Source organism: Streptomyces sp. NPDC055103, assembly GCF_053607625.1.
In genome coordinates this window covers 20,143-40,893 of record NZ_JBSGTX010000042.1, presented here as the reverse complement: position 1 = coordinate 40,893, position 20,751 = coordinate 20,143, and the positions used below count along the sequence as shown (strand labels likewise).

21 protein-coding genes and 1 tRNA gene are annotated in these 20,751 nt (G+C 71.9%); 13 read left to right on the top strand and 9 right to left on the bottom strand.

The window, feature by feature from the left end:
- Positions 1-3: 3 nt before the first annotated feature.
- The 3 genes from ACWFR1_RS24915 to ACWFR1_RS24905 all read right to left on the bottom strand — a co-directional run bounded on the left by ACWFR1_RS24915 (position 4) and on the right by ACWFR1_RS24905 (position 2,482).
- Complete coding sequence (locus ACWFR1_RS24915; RefSeq protein ID WP_453554685.1) at positions 4-435, bottom strand: ASCH domain-containing protein; 432 nt, start codon at positions 433-435, stop codon at positions 4-6.
- Positions 436-497: 62 nt separating this feature from the next.
- Complete coding sequence (locus ACWFR1_RS24910) at positions 498-1,895, bottom strand: GntP family permease (protein WP_453554683.1); 1,398 nt, start codon at positions 1,893-1,895, stop codon at positions 498-500.
- A gap of 56 nt (positions 1,896-1,951) precedes the next feature.
- Entirely contained in the window at positions 1,952-2,482 is a 531-nt protein-coding gene (locus ACWFR1_RS24905; RefSeq protein ID WP_453554681.1) for a gluconokinase, read from the bottom strand.
- 147 nt (positions 2,483-2,629) lie between these two features.
- On the opposite strand from ACWFR1_RS24905, the gene ACWFR1_RS24900 reads away from it, so the two are divergent.
- From ACWFR1_RS24900 to ACWFR1_RS24885, 4 genes are all read left to right on the top strand, one after another.
- Positions 2,630-3,331 (top strand): FadR/GntR family transcriptional regulator, encoded by a 702-nt coding sequence (locus ACWFR1_RS24900; RefSeq protein ID WP_453554679.1) that lies wholly within the window; start codon positions 2,630-2,632, stop codon positions 3,329-3,331.
- Between the two features lie 193 nt (positions 3,332-3,524).
- Positions 3,525-4,985 carry an amino acid permease gene (locus tag ACWFR1_RS24895; protein WP_453554677.1) on the top strand — a complete coding sequence of 487 codons (1,461 nt, stop codon included), beginning with the start codon at positions 3,525-3,527 and terminating at the stop codon, positions 4,983-4,985.
- 123 nt (positions 4,986-5,108) lie between these two features.
- Complete coding sequence (locus ACWFR1_RS24890; RefSeq protein WP_453554675.1) at positions 5,109-6,194, top strand: S-(hydroxymethyl)mycothiol dehydrogenase; 1,086 nt, start codon at positions 5,109-5,111, stop codon at positions 6,192-6,194.
- Entirely contained in the window at positions 6,194-6,823 is a 630-nt protein-coding gene (locus ACWFR1_RS24885) for an MBL fold metallo-hydrolase (RefSeq protein ID WP_453554673.1), read from the top strand. Before ACWFR1_RS24890 ends, ACWFR1_RS24885 begins: the two co-directional genes overlap by 1 nt.
- Here the strand turns inward: ACWFR1_RS24885 and ACWFR1_RS24880 are convergent.
- Both ACWFR1_RS24880 and ACWFR1_RS24875 read right to left on the bottom strand, forming a co-directional pair.
- On the bottom strand, positions 6,807-7,733 hold the full coding sequence (locus tag ACWFR1_RS24880) for a pseudouridine synthase (protein WP_453554671.1): 927 nt from the start codon (positions 7,731-7,733) through the stop codon (positions 6,807-6,809). The two genes, ACWFR1_RS24885 and ACWFR1_RS24880, sit on opposite strands and share 17 nt — an antisense overlap.
- A 52-nt stretch (positions 7,734-7,785) precedes the next feature.
- Positions 7,786-7,873 (bottom strand) — tRNA-Leu (locus tag ACWFR1_RS24875).
- A gap of 207 nt (positions 7,874-8,080) precedes the next feature.
- Between ACWFR1_RS24875 and ACWFR1_RS24870 the strand changes: the two genes are divergently transcribed.
- The 3 genes from ACWFR1_RS24870 (at position 8,081) to ACWFR1_RS24860 (ending at position 10,774) form a co-directional block, all read left to right on the top strand.
- Positions 8,081-9,406: a M20/M25/M40 family metallo-hydrolase gene (locus ACWFR1_RS24870; protein ID WP_453554669.1), complete on the top strand. Its 1,326-nt coding sequence runs from the start codon at positions 8,081-8,083 to the stop codon at positions 9,404-9,406.
- Positions 9,407-9,535: 129 nt separating this feature from the next.
- Entirely contained in the window at positions 9,536-9,769 is a 234-nt protein-coding gene (chpH, locus tag ACWFR1_RS24865; protein WP_030218232.1) for a chaplin ChpH, read from the top strand.
- A 153-nt stretch (positions 9,770-9,922) separates the two neighbouring features.
- Complete coding sequence (locus ACWFR1_RS24860) at positions 9,923-10,774, top strand: chaplin (protein ID WP_453554667.1); 852 nt, start codon at positions 9,923-9,925, stop codon at positions 10,772-10,774.
- A 61-nt stretch (positions 10,775-10,835) separates the two neighbouring features.
- Here ACWFR1_RS24860 and ACWFR1_RS24855 read toward each other — a convergent pair whose 3' ends face one another.
- Entirely contained in the window at positions 10,836-11,024 is a 189-nt protein-coding gene (locus tag ACWFR1_RS24855) for a DUF5703 family protein (RefSeq protein WP_453554665.1), read from the bottom strand.
- A gap of 47 nt (positions 11,025-11,071) precedes the next feature.
- Here ACWFR1_RS24855 and ACWFR1_RS24850 point away from each other — a divergent pair, with 47 nt between their 5' ends.
- Complete coding sequence (locus tag ACWFR1_RS24850; protein WP_453554663.1) at positions 11,072-11,755, top strand: hypothetical protein; 684 nt, start codon at positions 11,072-11,074, stop codon at positions 11,753-11,755.
- A 66-nt stretch (positions 11,756-11,821) separates the two neighbouring features.
- Here the strand turns inward: ACWFR1_RS24850 and ACWFR1_RS24845 are convergent, their stop codons facing one another.
- The gene (locus tag ACWFR1_RS24845) at positions 11,822-14,128 is read right to left on the bottom strand and encodes a helix-hairpin-helix domain-containing protein (RefSeq protein ID WP_453554661.1); all 2,307 of its coding nucleotides are present in this window, start codon (positions 14,126-14,128) and stop codon (positions 11,822-11,824) included.
- Positions 14,125-15,102, bottom strand: coding sequence for an aldo/keto reductase (locus tag ACWFR1_RS24840; RefSeq protein WP_453554659.1), 978 nt, complete (start codon positions 15,100-15,102; stop codon positions 14,125-14,127). The genes ACWFR1_RS24845 and ACWFR1_RS24840 overlap by 4 nt, the downstream gene beginning before the upstream one ends.
- A 129-nt stretch (positions 15,103-15,231) precedes the next feature.
- Between ACWFR1_RS24840 and ACWFR1_RS24835 the strand changes: the two genes are divergently transcribed.
- Together ACWFR1_RS24835 and ACWFR1_RS24830 are read left to right on the top strand one after the other, a co-directional pair.
- Complete coding sequence (locus ACWFR1_RS24835; protein ID WP_453554657.1) at positions 15,232-16,281, top strand: LLM class F420-dependent oxidoreductase; 1,050 nt, start codon at positions 15,232-15,234, stop codon at positions 16,279-16,281.
- Positions 16,282-16,593: 312 nt separating this feature from the next.
- Entirely contained in the window at positions 16,594-17,379 is a 786-nt protein-coding gene (locus ACWFR1_RS24830; protein ID WP_453554655.1) for a ferritin-like domain-containing protein, read from the top strand.
- Between the two features lie 16 nt (positions 17,380-17,395).
- Here ACWFR1_RS24830 and ACWFR1_RS24825 read toward each other — a convergent pair whose 3' ends face one another.
- A complete protein-coding gene (locus ACWFR1_RS24825; protein WP_453554760.1) occupies positions 17,396-18,388 on the bottom strand; it encodes a magnesium and cobalt transport protein CorA in 993 nt (330 codons plus the stop codon).
- Between the two features lie 51 nt (positions 18,389-18,439).
- Here ACWFR1_RS24825 and ACWFR1_RS24820 point away from each other — a divergent pair, with 51 nt between their 5' ends.
- From ACWFR1_RS24820 to ACWFR1_RS24810, 3 genes are all read left to right on the top strand, one after another.
- On the top strand, positions 18,440-19,129 hold the full coding sequence (locus ACWFR1_RS24820) for a histidine phosphatase family protein (protein WP_453554653.1): 690 nt from the start codon (positions 18,440-18,442) through the stop codon (positions 19,127-19,129).
- Between the two features lie 67 nt (positions 19,130-19,196).
- A complete protein-coding gene (locus tag ACWFR1_RS24815) occupies positions 19,197-19,787 on the top strand; it encodes a DUF3090 domain-containing protein (protein ID WP_453554651.1) in 591 nt (196 codons plus the stop codon).
- Positions 19,751-20,590 (top strand): SCO1664 family protein, encoded by an 840-nt coding sequence (locus ACWFR1_RS24810; protein ID WP_453554758.1) that lies wholly within the window; start codon positions 19,751-19,753, stop codon positions 20,588-20,590. The genes ACWFR1_RS24815 and ACWFR1_RS24810 overlap by 37 nt, the downstream gene beginning before the upstream one ends.
- The last annotated feature ends 161 nt before the right edge of the window (positions 20,591-20,751 follow it).

Genomic DNA, 20,751 nt, shown 5'->3' with positions numbered 1-20,751 from the left:
CCCTCACCCCTCCTGAAGCGACTCCACCACCCGGAACCGCTCCGCCACCACCATCGTCCCGTCGTCCACCACGAAGTCCGGGTCCCCAAGACCCTCGCGCATCTCCTCGCTGTGCCAGAAGCTCTCGTGGGCCGTCCGCCAGGCCGCCACCGACAGGTACCCCTCGCCCTCGTCGAGCGCGTGGCGCAGGTCGACCTCGCCGAGCGGCAGGACCCGGACCTCCGTGACCTCCACGACCGCGACCTCGCGTCCGTCCGAGTCGATGAGGGCCGAGCGCTCGCCCACCTCGGGCAGCTCCTCGTTCTCGACCTGCCACTCCACGAGGAGGCCCGTCGTGGACACCTTCTCGCCGGCGAGCACCGCCGCGACGAGCTGGTCCCGCAGGGGTCCCGGGTAGGCGAGCAGGAAGGGCTTGAGCGCGTGAGGGCCGGTCATGGCCGACAGTCTGTCAGCCATGACCGGCCCAGGGGGCGTTCCGCCGCCGGGTCCGCCCGGCGCTACAACACCAGGGACAGCAGCAGCACGAAGACGATGCCCACGACGGAGATGATCGTCTCCATCACCGACCAGGTCTTGATCGTCTGGCCGACGTTCATCCCGAAGTACTCCTTCACCAGCCAGAACCCGGCGTCGTTCACATGGCTGAAGAAGAGCGAGCCCGCACCGATCGCGAGCACCAGCAGCGCCGTCCCGGTCGTCGACATGCCCTCCGCGAGCGGAGCCACGAGCCCCGCCGCCGAGATCGTCGCCACCGTCGCGGAACCGGTCGCGAGCCGGATCGCGACCGCGATCAGCCAGGCGAGCAGCAGCGCGGGGATGGACCAGTTCTTGGAGAAGTCCAGGATCATCTGGCCGACGCCGATGTCGATCAGGGTCTGCTTGAAACCGCCGCCCGCGCCGACGATCAGCAGCACGCCCGCGATCGGGGCGAGCGACTTCTCGACGGTCGAGGAGATCCGCTCCTTGGTGAAGCCGGCCGCCCGGCCCAGGGTGAACATGCCGACTATGACGGCGGCGAGCAGCGCGATCAGCGGCGAGCCGATGACGTCGGTGACCTTCTGGACACCGTTCTGCGGGTCGTCGACGACGATGTCGACGAGTGCCTTGACCAGCATCAGGACGACGGGCAGCAGGATGGTCGCCACGGTGGCGCCGAAGCCGGGACGCTTCTCCAGATCCTCGGAGGGCCGGACCGGGACCATGTTCTCCGGGACGGGGATGTCCACCCAGCGGGCCGCGTACCGGGAGAAGACCGGCCCGGCGATGATCACGGTCGGGATGGCGACGACGAGACCGAGCGCGAGCGTGACGCCCAGGTTGGCGCCGAGCGCGTCGATCGCGACGAGCGGCCCGGGGTGCGGCGGGATGAGCCCGTGCATCACCGAGAGGCCGGCGAGGGCCGGAATGCCGATCCGCATCAGGGAGTGGTTGCCGCGCTTGGCGACGAGCAGCACGACCGGGATCAGCAGCACGATGCCGACCTCGAAGAAGAGCGGCAGACCGATCACGGAGGCGATGAGGACCATCGCCCAGGGCATGGCCCGCCCGCTCGCCCTCGCCAGGATCGTGTCGACGATCTGGTCGGCGCCGCCCGAGTCGGCGAGGAGCTTGCCGAGGATGGCGCCGAGCGCGATCAGCACGCCCACGCCGGCGACGGTGTTGCCGAGGCCGGTCGTGAAGGACTTGATGGTGTCGGCGAGCGGCGCACCCGCGAACGCGCCGAGCGCGAGCGACCCGATGGTCAGCGCCAGGAACGCGTGCAGCTTGAACTTGGTGATGAGCAGGACGATCAGGGCGATGCCGGCGAGCACGGCGATGCCCAGCTGGGCGTTGCCTGCCGAGGTGATGGGTTCGGCGGCGTCCGCTGCCAGGATCTCGACGCTGAGACTGGTCACGGTGGAGTCCTTCTACGAGTACGAGGGGGAGGGGCGACGGTCGGCGAGCGGCGGGGTCAGCGCGCGGCGAGGCCGCGCAGCGCGGCGACGGCCCGGTCGGCGATCTCCTCGGGGGTGCCGGAGACGTCGACGGCGACACCGGCCTCGTCCTCCTGCAGCGGCTGCAGGGTGGCGAACTGGGAGTCGAGCAGCGCCGTCGGCATGAAGTGGCCCTTGCGCGCGGCCATCCGCCCCTCGATGAGCTCCCGGTCGCCGGTCAGATGCAGGAAGACCACGCCGGGGGCCGCCGCGCGCAGCCGGTCCCGGTAGACCCGCTTCAGCGCGGAGCTGCTCACGACGCCGCCGAGGCCGGCCCGGCTGTGTGCCCACGCCCCGATGGCGTCGAGCCACGGCTCCCGGTCGGTGTCGTCCAGCGGGACGCCGGCGGACATCTTGGCGACGTTGGCCGCCGGGTGGAAGTCGTCGCCTTCCGCGTACGGGAGGTCCATCGCCTGGGCGACCAGCGGGCCGATGGTGGTCTTGCCGGTCCCGGCGACGCCCATCACGACGACGACTGTCCTCGCCCGGGGCTGGGGGGTGGTGCTCATGGGTGGTGCCTCGCTGTCTTCTTCGACATCGATCCGTCGCGCCCATGAAACCCATTGGGTACGACGTATTCAAGAGGCTGTGACATAAAAGTAGTACTTTTAATTCCCGACGTGATCATCCGCGCGAGCGCGCATAGGCTTGCGAGCATGACGACACCGGCCCAGGGGCTTCATTCGCACGTCCTCGCCACCCTGGGTCTCGCGATCACCGCGGGGGAGTACCCGCCGGGCACCGTGCTGCGCACCGACGAGCTCGCCCAGCGCTTCGACGTCTCCCGGACCGTGGTCCGCGAGGTCGTGCGCGTCCTGGAGTCCATGCACCTCGTCGAGTCCCGCCGCCGCGTCGGCGTGACCGTGCTCCCCACCGCCAGCTGGAACGTCTACGACCCCCAGGTCATCCGCTGGCGCCTCGCCGGCGCCGACCGCCCCCGCCAGCTCCGCTCCCTCACCGTCCTCCGCTCGGCCGTCGAACCCGTCGCCGCCGGCCTCGCCGCCCTCCACGCCACCCCCGAGCAGTGCCGTGAGCTCACCGAGCAGGCCCTCGGCATGGTCGCCACCTCGCGCGGCCGGCGCCTGGAGGAGTACCTCGTCCACGACATCGCCTTCCACCGGGTCGTCCTCAACGCCTCGGGAAACGAGATGTTCGCCCGCCTCGGCGACGTCGTCGCCGAGGTCCTCACCGGCCGCACCCACCACCACGTGATGTTCGAGGACCCGGACCCGGCCGCCGTCACCCTCCACGTCCAGGTCGCCGAGGCCGTACGGGAGCGGGACGCGTCCCGCGCCGAGGAGCTCACCCGCCAGATCGCGGTCGGCGCCCTCCAGGAGCTGGACGTCCTCGCCCCCTGAGTGCGCCAAGTCCCGTTAAGGACGCAAAGTCCGCCGACAAGCTCTGAACTAGCTCAAATATGGGCGTTCGGTGACATGCGCCACAGTCAGCGGGCGCTCCTTACCGTGAGGATGTGCGCTGGCCGTGCCGGGGAGACCCCCCAGGAGGCACGGCCGGGTACCGCACAGCCCCCTCACGAAGGCGAACAACTCCATGAGTGACCGCGTCACCGCGGCCGAGCCGCTGTCCGCCGTTCCGGCGAGCCCGGCCGCAACCCCCCACGTCGACGCAGGCGACGCCGGATACCGCAAGGACCTCAAGTCCCGGCACATCAACATGATCGCGATCGGCGGCGCCATCGGCACCGGCCTCTTCCTCGGCGCCGGCGGCCGGATGTCCCAGGCGGGACCCTCCCTCTTCATCGCCTACGCCGTCTGCGGCGTCTTCGCCTTCTTCGTGGTGCGGGCCCTCGGCGAGCTGGTGCTCTACCGCCCCTCGTCCGGCGCCTTCGTCTCGTACGCCCGTGAGTTCATGGGCGAGAAGGGCGCCTACACGGCCGGCTGGCTGTACTTCCTCAACTGGTCGACCACCGCCGTCGCCGACATCACCGCGGCCGCGACCTACGCCCACTTCTGGGCCATGTTCAGCGACGTCCCGCAGTGGGTCCTCGCCCTGATCGCCCTCGCGGTCGTCCTCGCCGCCAACCTCATCTCGGTGAAGTACTTCGGCGAGATGGAGTTCTGGTTCGCGATCATCAAGGTCGGCGCCCTCGTCGCCTTCATGCTGATCGGCATCTTCCTCATCGTGACCTCGCACGACGTCGGCGGCCACACCCCGGGCCTTGGCAACATCACCGACAACGGCGGCATCTTCCCCAACGGCATGATGCCGATGCTGCTGCTCATCCAGGGTGTCGTCTTCGCCTACGCCTCCGTCGAGCTGTGCGGCGTCGCCGCCGGCGAGACCGAGAACCCCGAGAAGATCATGCCGAAGGCGATCAACTCGATCATGTGGCGCGTCGGCCTCTTCTACGTCGGCTCCGTCGTCCTGCTCGCGCTGATCCTCCCGTACACCGCGTACACCGGCGACCAGAGCCCCTTCGTCACCGTCTTCGACAAGCTGGGCATCCCCGGCGCCGCGGGCGTGATGAACCTCGTGGTCCTCACCGCCGCCCTCTCCAGCCTCAACTCGGGCCTCTACTCCACCGGCCGCATCCTGCGCTCCATGTCGCTCGCCGGCTCCGCGCCCAAGTTCACCGGTGTCATGAACAAGGGCGGAGTCCCCTACGGCGGCATCCTGCTCACCGCGGGCTTCGGCGTCCTCGGCGTCGTCCTCAACTACGTCATGCCCGGCGAGGCGTTCGAGCTGGTCCTCAACTTCGCCTCGATCGGCATCATCGGCACCTGGGCCATGATCATGGTCTGCTCGCTGCTCTTCTGGCGCAGCGCCCAGCAGGGCAAGCTGACCCGCCCCGGCTACAACCTGCCCTGGGCCCCGTACACCCAGATCGTCACCCTGGTCTTCCTCGCCTCCGTCCTCGTCCTCATGTGGATGGACGAGGGCATCAGCCGGACGACCGTGAACTGCCTCCCGCTCATCGCGGCCGCGCTCGTCGGCGGCTGGTTCCTGGTCCGCCGCCGGGTCCGTACGACCGCCGCGACGCGACAGCACTGAGCCTCCCCCCACGGGAACGGGCGAGTCCCCCACAGGCACCGCCTGCGGGGGACTCGCCTTTTGTCAGGAGATAGTGGTACGCAAGAGCCTTACAAGATCCGGTCGGAGGAAGGGAAGTTCGCGATGCCGCAGCACGTCCAGGGGGTCATCGCCCCCGGCAGGAACGAACCGGTACGGGTCGAGACGATCGTCATCCCCGATCCCGGGCCCGGCGAGGCCGTCGTGAAGATCCAGGCCTGCGGCGTCTGCCACACGGATCTCCACTACAAGCAGGGCGCGATCAACGACGAGTTCCCCTTCCTGCTCGGCCACGAGGCCGCCGGAATCGTCGAGTCGGTCGGCGAGGGCGTCACCGACGTCGAACCGGGCGACTACGTGATCCTCAACTGGCGCGCGGTGTGCGGCCAGTGCCGCGCCTGCCGGCGAGGCCGCCCCTGGTACTGCTTCGCCACCCACAACGCCAAGCAGAGGATGACGCTCCTCGACGGTACGGAGCTCTCCCCGGCGCTCGGCATCGGCGCCTTCGCCGAGAAGACCCTCGTCGCCGCGGGCCAGTGCACCAAGGTCGACCCCGCCGTCGCACCCGAGGTCGCGGGCCTCCTCGGCTGCGGCGTCATGGCCGGCATCGGCGCCGCCATCAACACCGGCGACGTCGGCCGCGGCGACACCGTCGCCGTCATCGGCTGCGGCGGCGTCGGGGACGCGGCGATCGTCGGCTCCCGCCTCGCCGGAGCGGCGAAGATCATCGCCGTCGACATCGACGACCGCAAGCTGGAGACGGCGAAGGCGATGGGCGCCACCCACACCGTCAACTCCCGCTCCACCGACGCCGTCGAGGCGATCCGCGAACTCACCGGTGGCTTCGGCGCCGACGTCGTCATCGAGGCCGTCGGCCGCCCCGAGACGTACCAGCAGGCCTTCTACGCCCGCGACCTCGCCGGCACCGTCGTCCTCGTCGGCGTCCCCACCCCCGAGATGAAGCTGGAACTGCCGCTCCTCGACGTCTTCGGCCGCGGCGGAGCCCTCAAGTCCTCCTGGTACGGGGACTGTCTGCCCTCCCGCGACTTCCCGATGCTGATCGACCTGCACCAGCAGGGCCGCATCGACCTCGCCGCCTTCGTCACCGAGACCATCGGCCTCGGCGACGTGGAGAAGGCCTTCGCCCGCATGCACGAGGGCGACGTCCTGCGCTCGGTCGTGGTCCTCTGATGGCCGCCCGCATCGACCACCTCGTCACCTCCGGCACCTTCAGCCTCGACGGCGGCACCTGGGACGTCGACAACAACGTCTGGATCGTCGGCGACGACACCGAGGCGATCGTCATCGACGCGGCCCACGACGCCGAGGCCATCCTTGCCGCCCTCGACGGCCGCGCCCTGCGCGCCATCGTCTGCACCCACGCCCACAACGACCACGTCGACGCGGCCCCGGCGCTCGCGGCCGCCACCGGCGCCCGCATCCTGCTCCACCCCGCCGACCAGCCGCTGTGGAAGCAGACCCACCCCGATCACAGCCCGGACGGCGAACTCGCCGACGGCCAGGTCCTCACGATCGCCGGTACGGACCTCACGGTCCTCCACACCCCCGGCCACGCCCCCGGCGCGGTGAGCCTGCACGCCCCCGAGGTCGGCACGGTCTTCACGGGCGACACCCTCTTCCAGGGCGGCCCCGGAGCGACGGGCAGGTCCTTCTCGGACTTCCCGACGATCGTCGACTCGATCCGCGAGAAGCTCCTCACCCTGCCCCCGGAGACCGTCGTCCGCACCGGCCACGGCGACTCGACCACGATCGGCGCCGAGGCCCCGCACCTCCAGGAATGGATCAAGCGAGGCCACTGAGAGCCGCCCGGCTCTCGAAGCACCTCGCCACACCCGTGAACGGGTCGGTGAACTCCAGCGTCCGCGCCAGCAGCTGAAGCGGCCGCGTGAAGTCCTCCGACCCGTCCTCACGCACGACGGGATAGACCGGATCGTGCAGGATCGGCAGCCCCAGCGCGTTCATGTGCACCCGCAGCTGATGCGTCCGCCCGGTGACGGGCACGAGCCGGTACGACCCCAGCCCTCCCGAGTGCCGGAGGAGCTCGACCCGGCTCTCGCTGTTCGGCTCGCCCGGCACCTCCCGCGCGGCCATCACCCCGCGCTCCTTCTCGATCCGGCTCCGCACGGTCACCGGCAGCTCCACCGCCGGGTCGTACGCCGCCACCGCCTCGTACTCCTTGCGCACGAGCCGGTCCCGGAACAGCGTCTGATACGCCCCCCGGTCCTCCTCCCGCACGACGAACAGCACGAGCCCCGCCGTCAGCCGGTCCAGCCGGTGCGCGGGCTGGAGAAGCGGCAGCCCCAGCTCCCGCCGCAACCGCGCCATGGCGGTCTCGGTCACATGCCGACCCCGGGGCATGGTCGCCAGGAAGTGCGGCTTGTCCACGACCAGGATCCGCTCGTCCCGGTGGACGATCCCGATGTCGAAGGGGACCGGCGTCTCGACGGGGAAGTCCCGGTGGAACCAGAGGTAGCGCCCCACGGCGTACGGCTCGTCCCCGCCGAGGGGACCGTCCGTGCCCACGAAACGGCCGGTCAGCAGCATGTCCTCGACCTGACCCGCACCGATGGCACCCGCGTACCGGTCGAGCAGATGCTCCCGTACGGTTCCCCAGACCCCGTCGGGATCCTCCGGCAGCCGCACCCGCACCGGATCGATCCCGTCCCGCTGGGGGAGGGGTGAAGAGGGGGCCTTGGCTCTGCGTCTCACCGGGTCCTACCGCCGTAACAAGAAAGACCCCACATGATGTGGGGTCTTTCGCTGGTGTCCGAGGGGGGACTTGAACCCCCACGCCCGATAAAGGGCACTAGCACCTCAAGCTAGCGCGTCTGCCATTCCGCCACCCGGACAAGGTGTCTGTCTTCCTGGCCGCTGGGCCCTTCCGACGAGGAAAACCATAGCAAACATTCGGGGTGGTCGATCACCACCCCCGTCAGCCCCCCGACGTGTGACGGCCGCATGTCGGGCGACGGTCGCCCTTGGGCCGGAGGGGCCCACGCGGGAGGATGGGGGAGATCGCAAGGAACCACGTGGGGCACGTAGTGGGAGGAAGCAGCGTGAGCGAGTCGAACAGCGCCCGGAGCGTCACCGGCGAGAGTGAGGTCGTCGATCTGTGTCGCGACCTCATCCGCATCGACACCAGCAACTACGGCGACCACTCCGGCCCGGGCGAGCGGGGGGCGGCCGAGTACATCGCCGAGAAGCTCGCGGAGGTCGGACTCGAGCCGCAGATCATCGAGTCGCACAAGGGGCGGGCCTCCACCGTCGCCCGCATCGAGGGCGAGGACCCGTCGCGTCCCGCCCTGCTCATCCACGGCCACACCGACGTGGTTCCGGCCAACGCCGAGGACTGGACCCACCACCCCTTCTCGGGCGAGGTCGCCGACGGCTGCGTCTGGGGGCGCGGCGCCGTGGACATGAAGGACATGGACGCGATGACCCTCGCGGTCGTCCGCGACCGGATGCGCAGCGGCCGCAAGCCCCCGCGTGACGTCGTCCTCGCGTTCCTCGCCGACGAGGAGGCCGGCGGCACCTACGGCGCCCGGCACCTGGTCGACAAGCACCGGGGCCTCTTCGACGGGGTCACGGAGGCGATCGGCGAGGTCGGCGGCTTCTCCTTCACCGTCAACGAGAACCTGCGGCTCTACCTGGTCGAGACGGCCCAGAAGGGCATGCACTGGATGCGGCTGACCGTCGAGGGCACGGCCGGCCACGGCTCGATGACCAATGACGACAACGCGATCACGGAGCTCTGCGAGGCTGTCGGCCGCCTCGGCCGCCACCAGTGGCCGGTCAGGGTGACCAAGACCGTACGGTCCTTCCTCGACGAGCTCTCGGACGCGCTGGGCACCCCGCTCGACCCCGAGGACATGGACGGCACGCTCGCCAAGCTCGGCGGCATCGCCAAGATGGTCGGCGCCACCCTCCGTAACTCGGCCGCCCCGACCATGCTCGGCGCCGGATACAAGGTGAACGTCATCCCCGGCCAGGCCACGGCGCACGTCGACGGCCGCTTCCTGCCCGGGTACGAGCAGGAGTTCCTGGCCGATCTCGACCGGATCCTCGGCCCGAAGGTGAAGCGCGAGGACGTCCACGGCGACAAGGCCCTGGAGACGAGCTTCGACGGCGCCCTGGTCGATGCCATGCAGGTGGCCCTGCGGGCCGAGGACCCGATCGCCCGAGCCGTGCCGTACATGCTGTCCGGCGGCACCGACGCCAAGTCCTTCGACGACCTCGGCATCCGCTGCTTCGGCTTCGCGCCGCTCCAGCTGCCGCCGGAGCTCGACTTCGCCGGCATGTTCCACGGCGTCGACGAGCGCGTGCCGGTCGACGGCCTGAAGTTCGGCGTCCGCGTTCTGGACCGCTTCCTCGACGCGTGCTGAATTCGACCGCCCGTCCCATGTGTGACCGGAAAGAGTGAATGACCTCGGGGGCTCGTAGCCCCCTCCATTCCCCCTCGTTACAGGTGGTGCGGTCCGCGGCTGGGATCGCATTGGCAACTAGGAGGAATAATGATCAAGAAGGTCGTCGCTGCTGCGGCTGCCACTGGCGGTCTCGTTCTCGCGGGTGCGGGCATGGCCGTTGCCGACGCGGGTGCCCAGGGTGCCGCCATCGGTTCCCCCGGCGTGCTCTCGGGCAACGTCGTCCAGGTTCCGGTTCACGTCCCGGTGAACCTGTGCGGCAACACGGTCTCCGTGATCGGCCTGCTGAACCCCGCCTTCGGCAACACCTGCGTCAACGCCTGACGCTGTGCCTCGCCCGTGAGGGCGTGAGCCGGTCCGGCCCCGGAGTGCGTGCCATGCACTCCGGGGCCGGTGGCGATTTCCGCCCCGGGTGTTCCACCCGGTGGCCCTTTTTCGAAGCCGAGAAGGCGAGAGCCGAAAAGGCAGGGAACAGCTATGCGACAGGTCACGCGTAAAGGTCTCATCACCGTCGCGGCCGCGGGAGGCGTTTTCGCCGCCGTCGGCGGCGGTTACGCGCACGCCGATTCCGGCGCGAGCGGTACGGCCACGAATTCCCCGGGCGTCGCGTCCGGGAACACCGTCCAGGTCCCGGTGCACGTCCCGGTGAATGCCTGCGGGAACACCGTCAACGTCGTCGGACTGCTGAATCCGGCGATGGGCAACAAGTGCGCCAACACCTCCGGGCCGGCCAAGCCGGGCGGCGGATCCTCCGCCGGCGGGCACACGAGCGACTCTCCCGGTGTGGGCTCCGGCAACACCGTGCAGGTGCCGGTCGACGTCCCGGTGAACGTGTGCGGCAACAGCGTCACGGGCATCGGCCTGGGCAACGCCGCCGCGGGCAACGACTGCGGCAACGGCATCGAGTCGACGCACCCGGGCAACCCCGGTAACCCCGGCAACCCCGGCAACCCCGGCAACCCTGGGAATCCCGGTAACCCGGGCAACCCCGGCAACCCTGGGAATCCCGGTAACCCAGGCAACCCTGGCACGCCCGGTAACCCTGGCACGCCCGGCAACCCTGGCACGCCCGGTAACCCGGGCAACCCCGGGACGCCCGGCAACCCCGGCACCCCGGGCACTCCCGGTAACGCCGGAACGCCGGGAAGCGAGGGCGGTCCGCACACCCCCGGAGCGAACACTCCCGATACGCACGGCCTCACGCCGCCGCGCGCCGTCGAGGAGCTCGCCGAGACCGGATCCGGTCCGCTCGGCGTGATCGTCCCCGCGGGCGCCGGTCTGCTGCTCGCCGGTTCGCTGATCTACCGCCGAGCCCGCAGCGCGGCCTGATCCCACCGCACCACGCACAGGGGCCCCGCACACGGCGGGGCCCCTTCTCGTCTTCCGTCGCCTACCAGGTCGCCCGGACCTGGCGGATGATCCGCCGCTTCAGCCGCACCCTGCGGCTCCCGTCCCGGTGCAGGCTCAGGCGCTCCAACTCCCAGTGTCCGTACTCGGCATGGTCGGTCAGCAGCCGCGTCGCCTCCTTGCGGGAGACACCGCGCGGCACGTACACGTCGACAAATTCGTATTCCGGCATCGCATCTATTGTGCGGGCACCGGCCCGCTACGGATAGCGTGCGTCCCATGTCTGATGCTGCGCAGCCCACCGCTGCCGAGGTACGCTCCGCCGCCGAGGCGGTGAAAGCCGCACTGGACCGTCACCTCGCGGCGGTCGAACGTCGCACGGGGGACGACGACACGGCCGTCTACGAGGCCTTCAACGCCCTCGCGGCGGCAGCCGAGGAGTACGACGAACTCCTCTACGACCGCTACGACGAGGTCACCCCCTTCGAGATCCCCGGAGCGGACGGCGCCCTGCCGCCCTACGCCGGACCCGACGAACCCCACGCCCTCAGCCTCCTGATCCGCCGCGACTACGCCGTGGTGGAACCGCAGCGGCTGTTCGCCCAGGCGCGGCGCGTCGCCGAGCTCGACGGCGAGGCGGACACGACCGGGGCGGCGGCCAAGGCCGACGTCTCCCCCCTCGCCGCGCTCGGTGTGCTCTTCGGCGAGTACGAACCCGACGAGATCGCCTCCCGGCACAAGGAGTTCGGCCTGGAGGAGGGCGACTCCACGCTCTGGGTCACGGCGGCCGAGGAGCTCCCGGAACCGGGTGAGTGGCTCAACGCCCCCTTCGAGCACGCCGATCCGGAGCGGATCATCTGCCGCTTCGACGTGAGCTCCGTCTTCGACGAGCACGAGGAGGGCGACGACGACACCGCCGGAGTCGCCGGGGACGGTCCCGTGGCCGTGGGCGACGGCTCCTGACGGGACGGCGGAGGGCCGGGACACCACACGGGTGTTCCGGCCCTCCGCCGCTTCTCGCGTCCGTTCCTACTCCTCGGGCGTGGCGAGGAGGCCCTCCAGCAGGGGACGCAGCCGCGTCGTACGCTCCGGGGCGACCCCCTCGGCCACCGCGCGGGCAAGCGCCTGGTCCACGCCGTGCACGACCGACAGATGGCGCTCGGCCCGGCCGAAGGCCGTGTACACCCACGCCCGGCTCAGGCCCGCCGCGGCGTCCCCGGGGAGCACCACGACCACCGCGGGCCAGCGCGCCCCGGCCGCCTGGTGCGCCGTGAGCGCCCAGCCGTGCCGCAGCGCCGACTCCACGCGCTCCTTCGGTACGAGGAGCTCGTCGCCGCCGCTCCGCAGCCGCAGGCCCTCGGCGTCGGCCGACACGACCGTCCCCGTCACCGTCCGGCCGGGCACCGGCGCGTACGCCACCCGGTCCCCGGGGTCGTAGCCGCCGAAGCGGCCGGGGCCGGGGTTGAGCCGCTGCTTGAGGGCCGCGTTCAGCGCGCGCGTCCCCGCCGAGCCGCCGTGGCCGACCGTGATCACCTGGGTCTGCTCGGACGGCACCCCGATCGCCCGGGGCACCGAGTCGGCGACCAGCTGGACCGTACGGTGCACGGCCTCGCCGGCGTCCCGCACGGGCACGATCACGACCTCCTTGCCGGGGGCCTCGACCTGGTTCAGTTCGCCGACGCCGATGCCCGACACGAGCTCGCCGAGCGGCCCCGGGTCGGGCACGCGCGAGGCGATCCGCGGGCACACCCGGGCGGCGAGCGCGTCGGTGAAGACGCGGCCCGCGCCCGGCGCGCCGAGGACCTCCGGGTCGCCGCTCAGCACCAGCCGGCAGCCGTCCGGCAGCGACTCCACGAGGATCGCGGCCGCCTCCACGTCGAGCTGCGGCGCGTCGAGGACGGCCAGCAGGTCGAGGGCGAGGGAACCCTCCTCGTCGCGGCCGGGACCGGTGGCCCCGGAGAGCAGCGCGGCCACCGTCACCGCGTCCGCCCCGGCGTCGCCGAGCGCCCGCCGCCCGTCCTCCGCGTGGACCGCGAGCAGCGCGCGCAGGCCCCGCTCGCGGGCGGCCGCGACGAGCGCGACCGGTTCGGCACGGGCCGCCTCGCCGCCGGTGTGCAGGACGAGTCCGTGGGCCCCGGCGGCGCGCTCGAGCTCGGAGCCCTCCCAGGTGTCGGCGGTAGCTGTCCTGACGAGCCGGGCGAGACCGTCGGCGAGGCTCTCCTCCGCCAGCGCGTACCGGTCGAGCCCGAGGAGAACAGGCGTTTCCGGCTCCTCGGGCGCCTCGGCCTCCGCTGCCTCGTCCAGGTCCTCCTCGTCCGTTCCGCGCTCCTCGGCCGTCTCCTCCTGGAAGACGAGGACGGCCCCCTCGGAGACGGCCACCTCGACGGCCTTCTCCGGATCGGGCACCGAATGCCGGGCGAGGCCGGCGTGCACGGCCTGGAGCTCCAGAGCGGTGTGGCCCTGGAGCGCGGCCTGCTCAAGGAGCCAGACGGTCAGGGCGACGGTCCGGCGCGGGTCGTCGGGCCCGCATTCGGCGCCGAGCAGCGCCCGCGCGAATCCGTCGGCCTGCTCGGGCCGCACCCCGGGTACGGCGAGGAGCTGCCACGGGTCCTCGCGCAGCGCCCCGGCGGCACCCTCGCCGAGCACGGCGGCGACCTGTCCGGCCAGCGTCTCGGGCGCGCCGCCCCGGGCCAGTACCTCCCGGACGGCCGCCGTGGTGCCCGGCGCCGGAACCGGCGCCGGGCCCCGGGCGGGGGGCCGTACGGTCATGGCGGGGGCGGCCCCGGGAGCCGGGCGCCGGGGCGCGGGCTCCGGCGCCTCGTAGAACGCGCCGGCCGCGGCCGCGCCGCCCTCCACGGCCCGGACGGCCGCGAGGAGGTCGGCCGCCGTGCCGCTCAGCTTGGCGCCACTCGCCACAGGCCCCTCCTTCTCGGCCTTCCGCGCCTCGATCCTGGCCCGCAGCTCACGCTGCGCGGCGAGCTCCGCCTGCGCGTCGCTCAACTCGGGCGTGTCGGAACCCTTGGCGGCCTCGCTCTCGGCTTCGGCCCCGGCCTCGACGCCGGTCTCGTCCTCGGTTTCGGCGCCGGTGACGACGGCTTCGGACCCGGCTTCGGCCTCGGTCTCCGCCCCGGCCTCGGCGGTAGCGGCTTCCCCCGCCGCCGCCTCGGCCTCCTCCTGGGCCCCTGCGGCAGGCGTCTCCGGCTCGGTGGCTTCGACGGCCGTGGCGTCCTCTCGTACGTCCTCGGCGGGCTCCTCGGCAGGCTCCACGACGGGCTCCTCGATGGGGGCCTCGGCCTCGAACGCCTCGGGCGCGGTCTCCCCGGCAGGCTCGGTCACAGGGTGCTCCAGTCGTGATCCGGATAACGGTGCACAGGCGCCGACACATCGTCCAGCGCCCGGCAGATCTCGTCAGGAAGACTAAGGCTCTCCACCGACAACGCGGCCGTGAGCTGCCGCGCCGTGCGCGCGCCGACGATCGGCGCGGTCACTCCCGGCCGGTCGCGTACCCAGGCGAGCGACACCTCGAGCGGGGTCGTGGCGAGCCCGTCGGCGGCGGTCGCGACCGCGTCCACGATCCGGCTCGCCGCCTCGTCCAGGTACGGCTCGACGAAGGGCGCCATGGTCTCCGACCCGCCCCGCGAGTCCGTCGGGGTCCCGCTGCGGTACTTGCCCGTCAGAACCCCGCGGCCGAGGGGCGAGGAGGGCAGCAGACCTATTCCGAGGTCCAGGGCGGCCGGGAGCACCTCGCGCTCCACGCCCCGCTGGAGCAGCGAGTACTCCAGCTGCGCGCCCGCGAGCCGCGTCCGGTCCCCGGCCAGCTGCCAGGTGCCCGCCTTGGCCAGCTGCCAGCCGCAGAAGTTCGCCACGCCCGCGTACCGCGCCCGCCCGCTCCGTACGGCGATGTCGAGGGCCTGCAGGGACTCCTCCAGGGGCGTGCACGGGTCGAAGGCGTGCAGCTGCCACAGGTCCACGTGATCGGTGCCGAGCCGGGCGAGGGAGGCGTCGAGCGCGGCGAGCAGATGCCCGCGCGAGCCGTCGGTCCGCCGGTCGGGGTCCGCCACGCTGCCCGCCTTGGTCGACAGGACGAGGTCATGCCGGGGCACGAGGCGCTCCATCAGCCGCCCGAGCAGGTACTCCGCCTCGCCCCCGCCGTACACGTCGGCGGTGTCCACGAGCGTGCCGCCCGCGTCCCAGAACGCCTTCAACTGCTCGGCGGCGTCGTGCTCGTCGGTGTCCCGCCCCCAGGTGAGCGTGCCGAGTCCGATGCGCGACACGCGCAGGCCGGTACGTCCGAGATGCCTCTGCTCCATGGGCGCGAGATTACTGGCCAGGGCACCACGCGGAGAGAGCCTGTGGACAACCGGACCCTGACGGATGTCGGAACCGCGCGCTAGAGTCCCGCTCACAGGGACGTTACCGATGGGTAAGGGGTGTGTGGCATGCGGCTCGGCATCAACCTCGGCTACTGGGGCGCCGGCATGGACGGCGACAACCTCGCCGTCGCCCAGGAGGCGGACCGCCTCGGCTACGACGTGTGCTGGGCCGCCGAGGCCTACGGGTCGGACGCCCCCACGGTCCTCGCCTGGGTCGCGGCGAAGACGGAACGGATCGACGTCGGCTCCGCGATCATGCAGATCCCCGCGCGTCAGCCCGCCATGACGGCGATGACCGCCGCCACCCTCGACTCGCTCACCGGCGGCCGGTTCCGCCTCGGCCTCGGCGTCTCCGGCCCGCAGGTCTCCGAGGGCTGGTACGGCGTGAAGTTCGACAAGCCGCTCGCCAGGACCCGCGAGTACGTCGAGATCGTCCGCAAGGCCATGACCCGCGAGCGCCTCAGCTACGAGGGCGAGCACTGGACCCTGCCGCTGCCCGACGGCCCCGGCAAGCCCATCAAGCTCACCGTCCACCCGCAGCGCGAGCACATCCCGCTCTACATCGCCGCCATCGGCCCCAAGAACCTGGAGCAGACCGGCGAGATCGCGGACGGCGCGCTGCTGATCTTCCCCTCCGCCGAGCACTTGGAGGAGACCGCGCTCCGGCACCTGCGCGCGGGCCGCGAGAAGGCCGGCCTGACGATGGACGGCTTCGACGTCTGCCCGACGCTGCCGCTCGCCCTCGGTGAGGACGTGAACGCCCTCGCCGACGTCTTCCGGCCGTACACCGCGCTGTACGTCGGCGGCATGGGCAGCCGCAAGCAGAACTTCTACAACCAGCTCGCGCAGCGCATGGGCTACGAGAAGGAGGCCGCCGAGATCCAGGACAAGTACCTGGCCGGCGACAAGGCGGGCGCCGCGGCCGCCGTGCCCCAGAGCCTGATCGACCAGACCGCGCTGCTCGGTTCCGTCGAGCGGATCGCCGAGCGGATGACCGCCTACGCGGAGGCCGGGGTCACGACCCTCACCCTCGCCCCGGCCGGCTTCACGCTCGACGAGCGGCTGACGGCCCTGCGGGCGGGCGTCGAGGCGATGGAGCGCGCGGGACTCGCGTAACCCTGAGGGGTGCGGCGCCGGACTCGGCGGACGGAGTCCGGCGCAGGCGGTCGACGCCCGTGAGGCCCGCAGGGGCCGATCGGTGCGAGAACGCCCGTGGAGAAGGAGTCTGCGGCCGTGGTGGGGGCTCGGGGGTCTTCCCCGCCACGGCCGTCACGCAGCACAACGGCTCCACAAGGCCACCGGTTACGCCCCCGGCCCTCACTCTTTCGGCCGAGTCGCCCGGCCCTCCTGTTGCCGCTCGCCCCGGACCGCACTTGACTCGTTGTTCCGGGGGCGACGAAGTGCGGTGACCGCACGGAGGTGGCAGCGATGCTCACGGCCAAGAGCCTGTTCCAGGAAATCATCGACGACGACGAGTCCTTCCAGCTCTTCTGCTCCATCGCCGCCAGCGGCGAGTCCCAGGGCGGCTGGGAGAACGCACGGATCGCCGCTCTCGTCGCGCCCGGCATGCGCGAACTCGCGCCCAAGATCACCCGTCACGGCGCCGACGAGGACAAGCACGGCCGCATCTTCAACGCACTCATGAAGAAGCGCGGCCTGGAACCCGTACCCGTGCCGCACGAGGCCGACTACACGATGCTCCTCGAACAGCGCGGGATCGGCCTCGCCCACGACAGGCTGCGCCGCGACGAGCCCCTGACCGAGTCGGACATCGTCGTCTACCTCTCCCACAGCCGGGTCACCGAGCAGCGGGCCGCCGACCAGATGGACATGCTCGTCACGTACTTCGGGGACCATCCCGAACTGGGCAGGGCCATCCACATGATCGACAACGACGAGGCGAACCACCTCGCCTACTGCCACGAGGAACTGCTCCGACTGGCCCGCGAGGGCCACGGCCGGCTCATCCAGCGCACCCTGCGCGAGTCCGCGCTCGCCGAGATCCAGGTCTACCGGGACGTCAGCCTCGCCGTCATGAGCCACATGGGCCGCATCCTGCGCTGGCCCAAGCCCAAGGCAGCCGCCCTCGCCGCCGGGATCCGCGGCATGTATGTGTACGAGCGCGCCGCCGGCTGGCACAGGATGGTCGACCTGAGGATGCCCGAGCGGCGCGACGCCCTCGGAGGGCCCATGACCGCCGCCCCCGCCTTCTGACACGCGGGGCCCCCGTTCACAGCCAGCCGCGCCGCTTGAACAGCCGGTACAGCCCGGCGACGAACCCCGCCATCAGGACGATCAGCGCCGGGTACGACCAGGTCCAGCCCAGCTCGGGCATGTGGTCGAAGTTCATGCCGTAGATCCCCGCGATCATCGTGGGGACCGCGGCCATGGCCGCCCACGCCGAGATCTTCCGCATGTCGTCGTTCTGCCGCACGCCCATCTGCGCGAGATGGGCCGAGAGCACGTCGGACAGCAGCCGGTCGAGCCCCTCCACCTGCTCGTTGGAGCGCAGGAGATGGTCGTTGACGTCACGGAAGAAGGGCTGGGCGTGCTCGTTCACGAACGGCACCGAACCGGCCGTCAACCGGGCCAGCGGCCCCGCCAGCGGGCCGCTCGCCCGCCGGAACTCCAGGACCTGCCGCTTCGCCGTGTAGATCCGCTCCGCGGTGTTCGACGGATTGCCGCCGGTCGGCGCGAACACGTCGGCCTCCAGCTCCTCCAGGTCCACCTGCAGCTCGCCCGCCACGTCGAGGTAGTGGTCCACGACCGCGTCGCTCACCGCGTACAGCACGGCCGTCGGCCCGTGCCTCAGCACCGCCGGCTCGGCCTCCAGCCGCTTCCGCACCGCAGCCAGCGCGGCGCCCTCGCCGTGCCGGACCGTCACGACGAACGAGTCGCCGACGAAGAGCATCAGCTCGCCGGAGGAGACCCGGTCGCTCTCCGGCTCGTAGACGACCGGCTTCAGCACCACGAACAACGAGTCGTCGTAGACCTCCAGCTTGGGCCGCTGGTGGGCCTTCAGCGCGTCCTCGACGGCCAGCGGGTGCAGCGCGAACTCGGCGGCGACATGGGCGAACTCCGCCTCCGACGGCTCGTGCAGTCCCACCCAGAGGAAGGCGTCCCCCCTCGTCCGCGCCTCGTCCAGTGCGTCGGACAGGTCGGCGGGCCCGGCGGTCCGGCGCCCGTCCCGGTAGATGGCTGAGTCCACGATCACGCGCCGTATTCTCCCCTGCAGTCCGCCACCACGCACGCGCGTGCGCCTAGGCTGGCCGGCATGGCCACGTTGATCCTCGTCCGGCACGGACGCTCCACCGCGAACACCTCCGGGGTCCTCGCCGGGCGCACGCCCGGGATCGCGCTCGACGAGCGCGGCGCGGCGCAGGCCGCCGCGCTCCCCGGGCGTCTCGCGGGCGTTCCGATCGCCGCCGCCGTCTCCAGCCCCCTCCAGCGCTGCCGGGAGACCCTGCGGCCGCTCCTCGACGCCCGCCCGGAGCTTCCGCTCCATGTCGAGGAGCGGATCAGCGAGTGCGACTACGGCGACTGGTCCGGCCGCAAGCTCGCCGAGCTCGGCGACGAACCCCTCATGGAGATCGTCCAGTCCCACGCCTCCGCGGCGGCGTTCCCCGGCGGCGAGTCCATGCGCGCCATGCAGACCCGCGCCGTCGAGGCCGTACGGGACTGGAACGCCCGGATCGAGGCCGAGCACGGCGAGGACGCCACGTACCTCATGTGCTCGCACGGGGACATCGTGAAGTCGATCGTGGCGGACGCCCTCGGCCTCCACCTCGACCTCTTCCAGCGCATCCACGTCGATCCGTGCTCGGTCACCGTCATCCGCTACACGCGGCTGCGCCCCTTCCTGTCCCGTCTCGGCGACACCGGCGACTTCGCCGGACTCGTCCCCCGCGAGGCCCCCGACAGCGGTGGCGCGGCGGAGGTCGGGGGCGGTGCGGGCGCACCGTGATCCCTTCGCGCAGTAGGGTGGACGCGCCGCTGTAGTAGCACTGTCGAGACCTTAGGGAGCCGGGAACGTGTCGCGTCAGGTGTTCCTTTACGACCCACCGGAGCGTTTCGTGGCCGGCACGGTCGGACTGCCTGGCCGCCGTACGTTCTTCCTCCAGGCGTCCGCGAGCGGCCGGGTCACGAGTGTCTCCCTGGAGAAGGCTCAGGTCACCGCGCTCGCCGAGCGCATAGACGAACTGCTGGACGAGGTCGTGCGGCGCACCGGCGGCAACGCCCCCGTGCCCTCGATCGCCCCCACCGACACCGCGGACACCGCCCCGCTCGACGCCCCCGTCGAGGAGGAGTTCCGGGTCGGCACCATGGCGCTCGCCTGGGACGGCGAGGAGCAGCGCCTGATCGTCGAGGCGCAGGCGCTCGTCGAGCTCGACGTGGAGTCCGAGGAGGACCTCGCCGAGGCCGAGGAGCGGATGCTCCAGGACGAGGAGAACGGTCCGCCGATGCTCCGCGTCCGGCTCACCGGCGCCCAGGCCCGGTCCTTCGCCAAGCGGGCCCTGGACGTCGTCAACGCCGGCCGGCCGCCGTGCCCGCTGTGCAGCCTGCCGCTCGACCCCGAGGGGCACGTCTGCCCGCGCCAGAACGGATACCGCCGCGGAGCATGAGCAGCAGCCCCGAGACCCTGCCGGCCGCCGAGCTGCTCGCCCACGGTGAGCTCACCGTGCGCGGCCGGGTCGGCGAGGCGTCCAACGCCGTGCTGTACTGCTCCGTCGCGTACGAGGGCCGCGAGGCGGCCTGCGTGTACAAGCCGGTCCAGGGGGAGCAGCCCCTGTGGGACTTCCCGGACGGCACCCTCGCGCAGCGCGAGGTCGCCGCGTACGAGATCTCCGAGGCCACCGGCTGGGGCCTGATCCCGCCGACGGTGCTCCGTGAGGGCCCGTACGGGGAGGGCATGGTCCAGCTGTGGATCGAGTCCGACCCGGAGGCGCGGCTTCTCGCGCTCACCGAGGACGAGGAGGCCGGGGAAGGCTGGAAGGCCGTCGGGCCCGCCCAGATCGCCGAGGACCGCACGGCGCTCCTCGTCCACGCCGACACCCCGGAGCTGCGGCGCCTCGCCGTCCTGGACGCCGTCATCAACAACGGCGACCGCAAGGGAGGGCACCTGCTCCCGGCGCCCGACGGGCACCTGTACGGCATCGACCACGGCGTCACCTTCCACGTCGACGACAAGCTGCGCACGCTCCTCTGGGGCTGGGCGGGCGAGGAGCTGCCCGCCGAGTCGGTCGCGGTCCTCGACGGCCTCGACCGGTCCCTGGCGCCCGGAGAGCCGCTCGCGACCCGTCTGGCCGAGCTGCTGACCGGGGCCGAGGTGACGGCGGTACGCGCGCGCGTGGCCGCGCTGCGGGCGAGCGGGCGGCACCCGGAGCCCTCCGGGCTGTGGCCGGCGATCCCCTGGCCGCCGGTCTGACGTACGGCCGGTCTGACGTACGGCCGGTCAGGTCCGGTCAGACGTACCGGCGACCTGACGTGCCGGGACGTGAGGGGCCGGCGACCTGACGAACTACCGGTCCGGTGAACCACCCGTCCGACGTACCCGCGGACCGCCGTATCGGCGGTGAGGACCGGCCT

What these genes read in the sequence shown, in the direction of transcription:
- ACWFR1_RS24915 (WP_453554685.1), bottom strand. Translation starts at nt 435, where the DNA reads ATGACCGGCCCTCACGCGCTCAAGCCCTTCCTGCTCGCCTACCCGGGA.
- ACWFR1_RS24905 (WP_453554681.1), bottom strand. Translation starts at nt 2,482, where the DNA reads ATGAGCACCACCCCCCAGCCCCGGGCGAGGACAGTCGTCGTCGTGATG.
- ACWFR1_RS24900 (WP_453554679.1), top strand. Translation starts at nt 2,630, where the DNA reads ATGACGACACCGGCCCAGGGGCTTCATTCGCACGTCCTCGCCACCCTG.
- ACWFR1_RS24895 (WP_453554677.1), top strand. Translation starts at nt 3,525, where the DNA reads ATGAGTGACCGCGTCACCGCGGCCGAGCCGCTGTCCGCCGTTCCGGCG.
- ACWFR1_RS24890 (WP_453554675.1), top strand. Translation starts at nt 5,109, where the DNA reads ATGCCGCAGCACGTCCAGGGGGTCATCGCCCCCGGCAGGAACGAACCG.
- ACWFR1_RS24885 (WP_453554673.1), top strand. Translation starts at nt 6,194, where the DNA reads ATGGCCGCCCGCATCGACCACCTCGTCACCTCCGGCACCTTCAGCCTC.
- chpH (WP_030218232.1), top strand. Translation starts at nt 9,536, where the DNA reads ATGATCAAGAAGGTCGTCGCTGCTGCGGCTGCCACTGGCGGTCTCGTT.
- ACWFR1_RS24860 (WP_453554667.1), top strand. Translation starts at nt 9,923, where the DNA reads ATGCGACAGGTCACGCGTAAAGGTCTCATCACCGTCGCGGCCGCGGGA.
- ACWFR1_RS24855 (WP_453554665.1), bottom strand. Translation starts at nt 11,024, where the DNA reads ATGCCGGAATACGAATTTGTCGACGTGTACGTGCCGCGCGGTGTCTCC.
- ACWFR1_RS24850 (WP_453554663.1), top strand. Translation starts at nt 11,072, where the DNA reads ATGTCTGATGCTGCGCAGCCCACCGCTGCCGAGGTACGCTCCGCCGCC.
- ACWFR1_RS24840 (WP_453554659.1), bottom strand. Translation starts at nt 15,102, where the DNA reads ATGGAGCAGAGGCATCTCGGACGTACCGGCCTGCGCGTGTCGCGCATC.
- ACWFR1_RS24835 (WP_453554657.1), top strand. Translation starts at nt 15,232, where the DNA reads ATGCGGCTCGGCATCAACCTCGGCTACTGGGGCGCCGGCATGGACGGC.
- ACWFR1_RS24830 (WP_453554655.1), top strand. Translation starts at nt 16,594, where the DNA reads ATGCTCACGGCCAAGAGCCTGTTCCAGGAAATCATCGACGACGACGAG.
- ACWFR1_RS24820 (WP_453554653.1), top strand. Translation starts at nt 18,440, where the DNA reads ATGGCCACGTTGATCCTCGTCCGGCACGGACGCTCCACCGCGAACACC.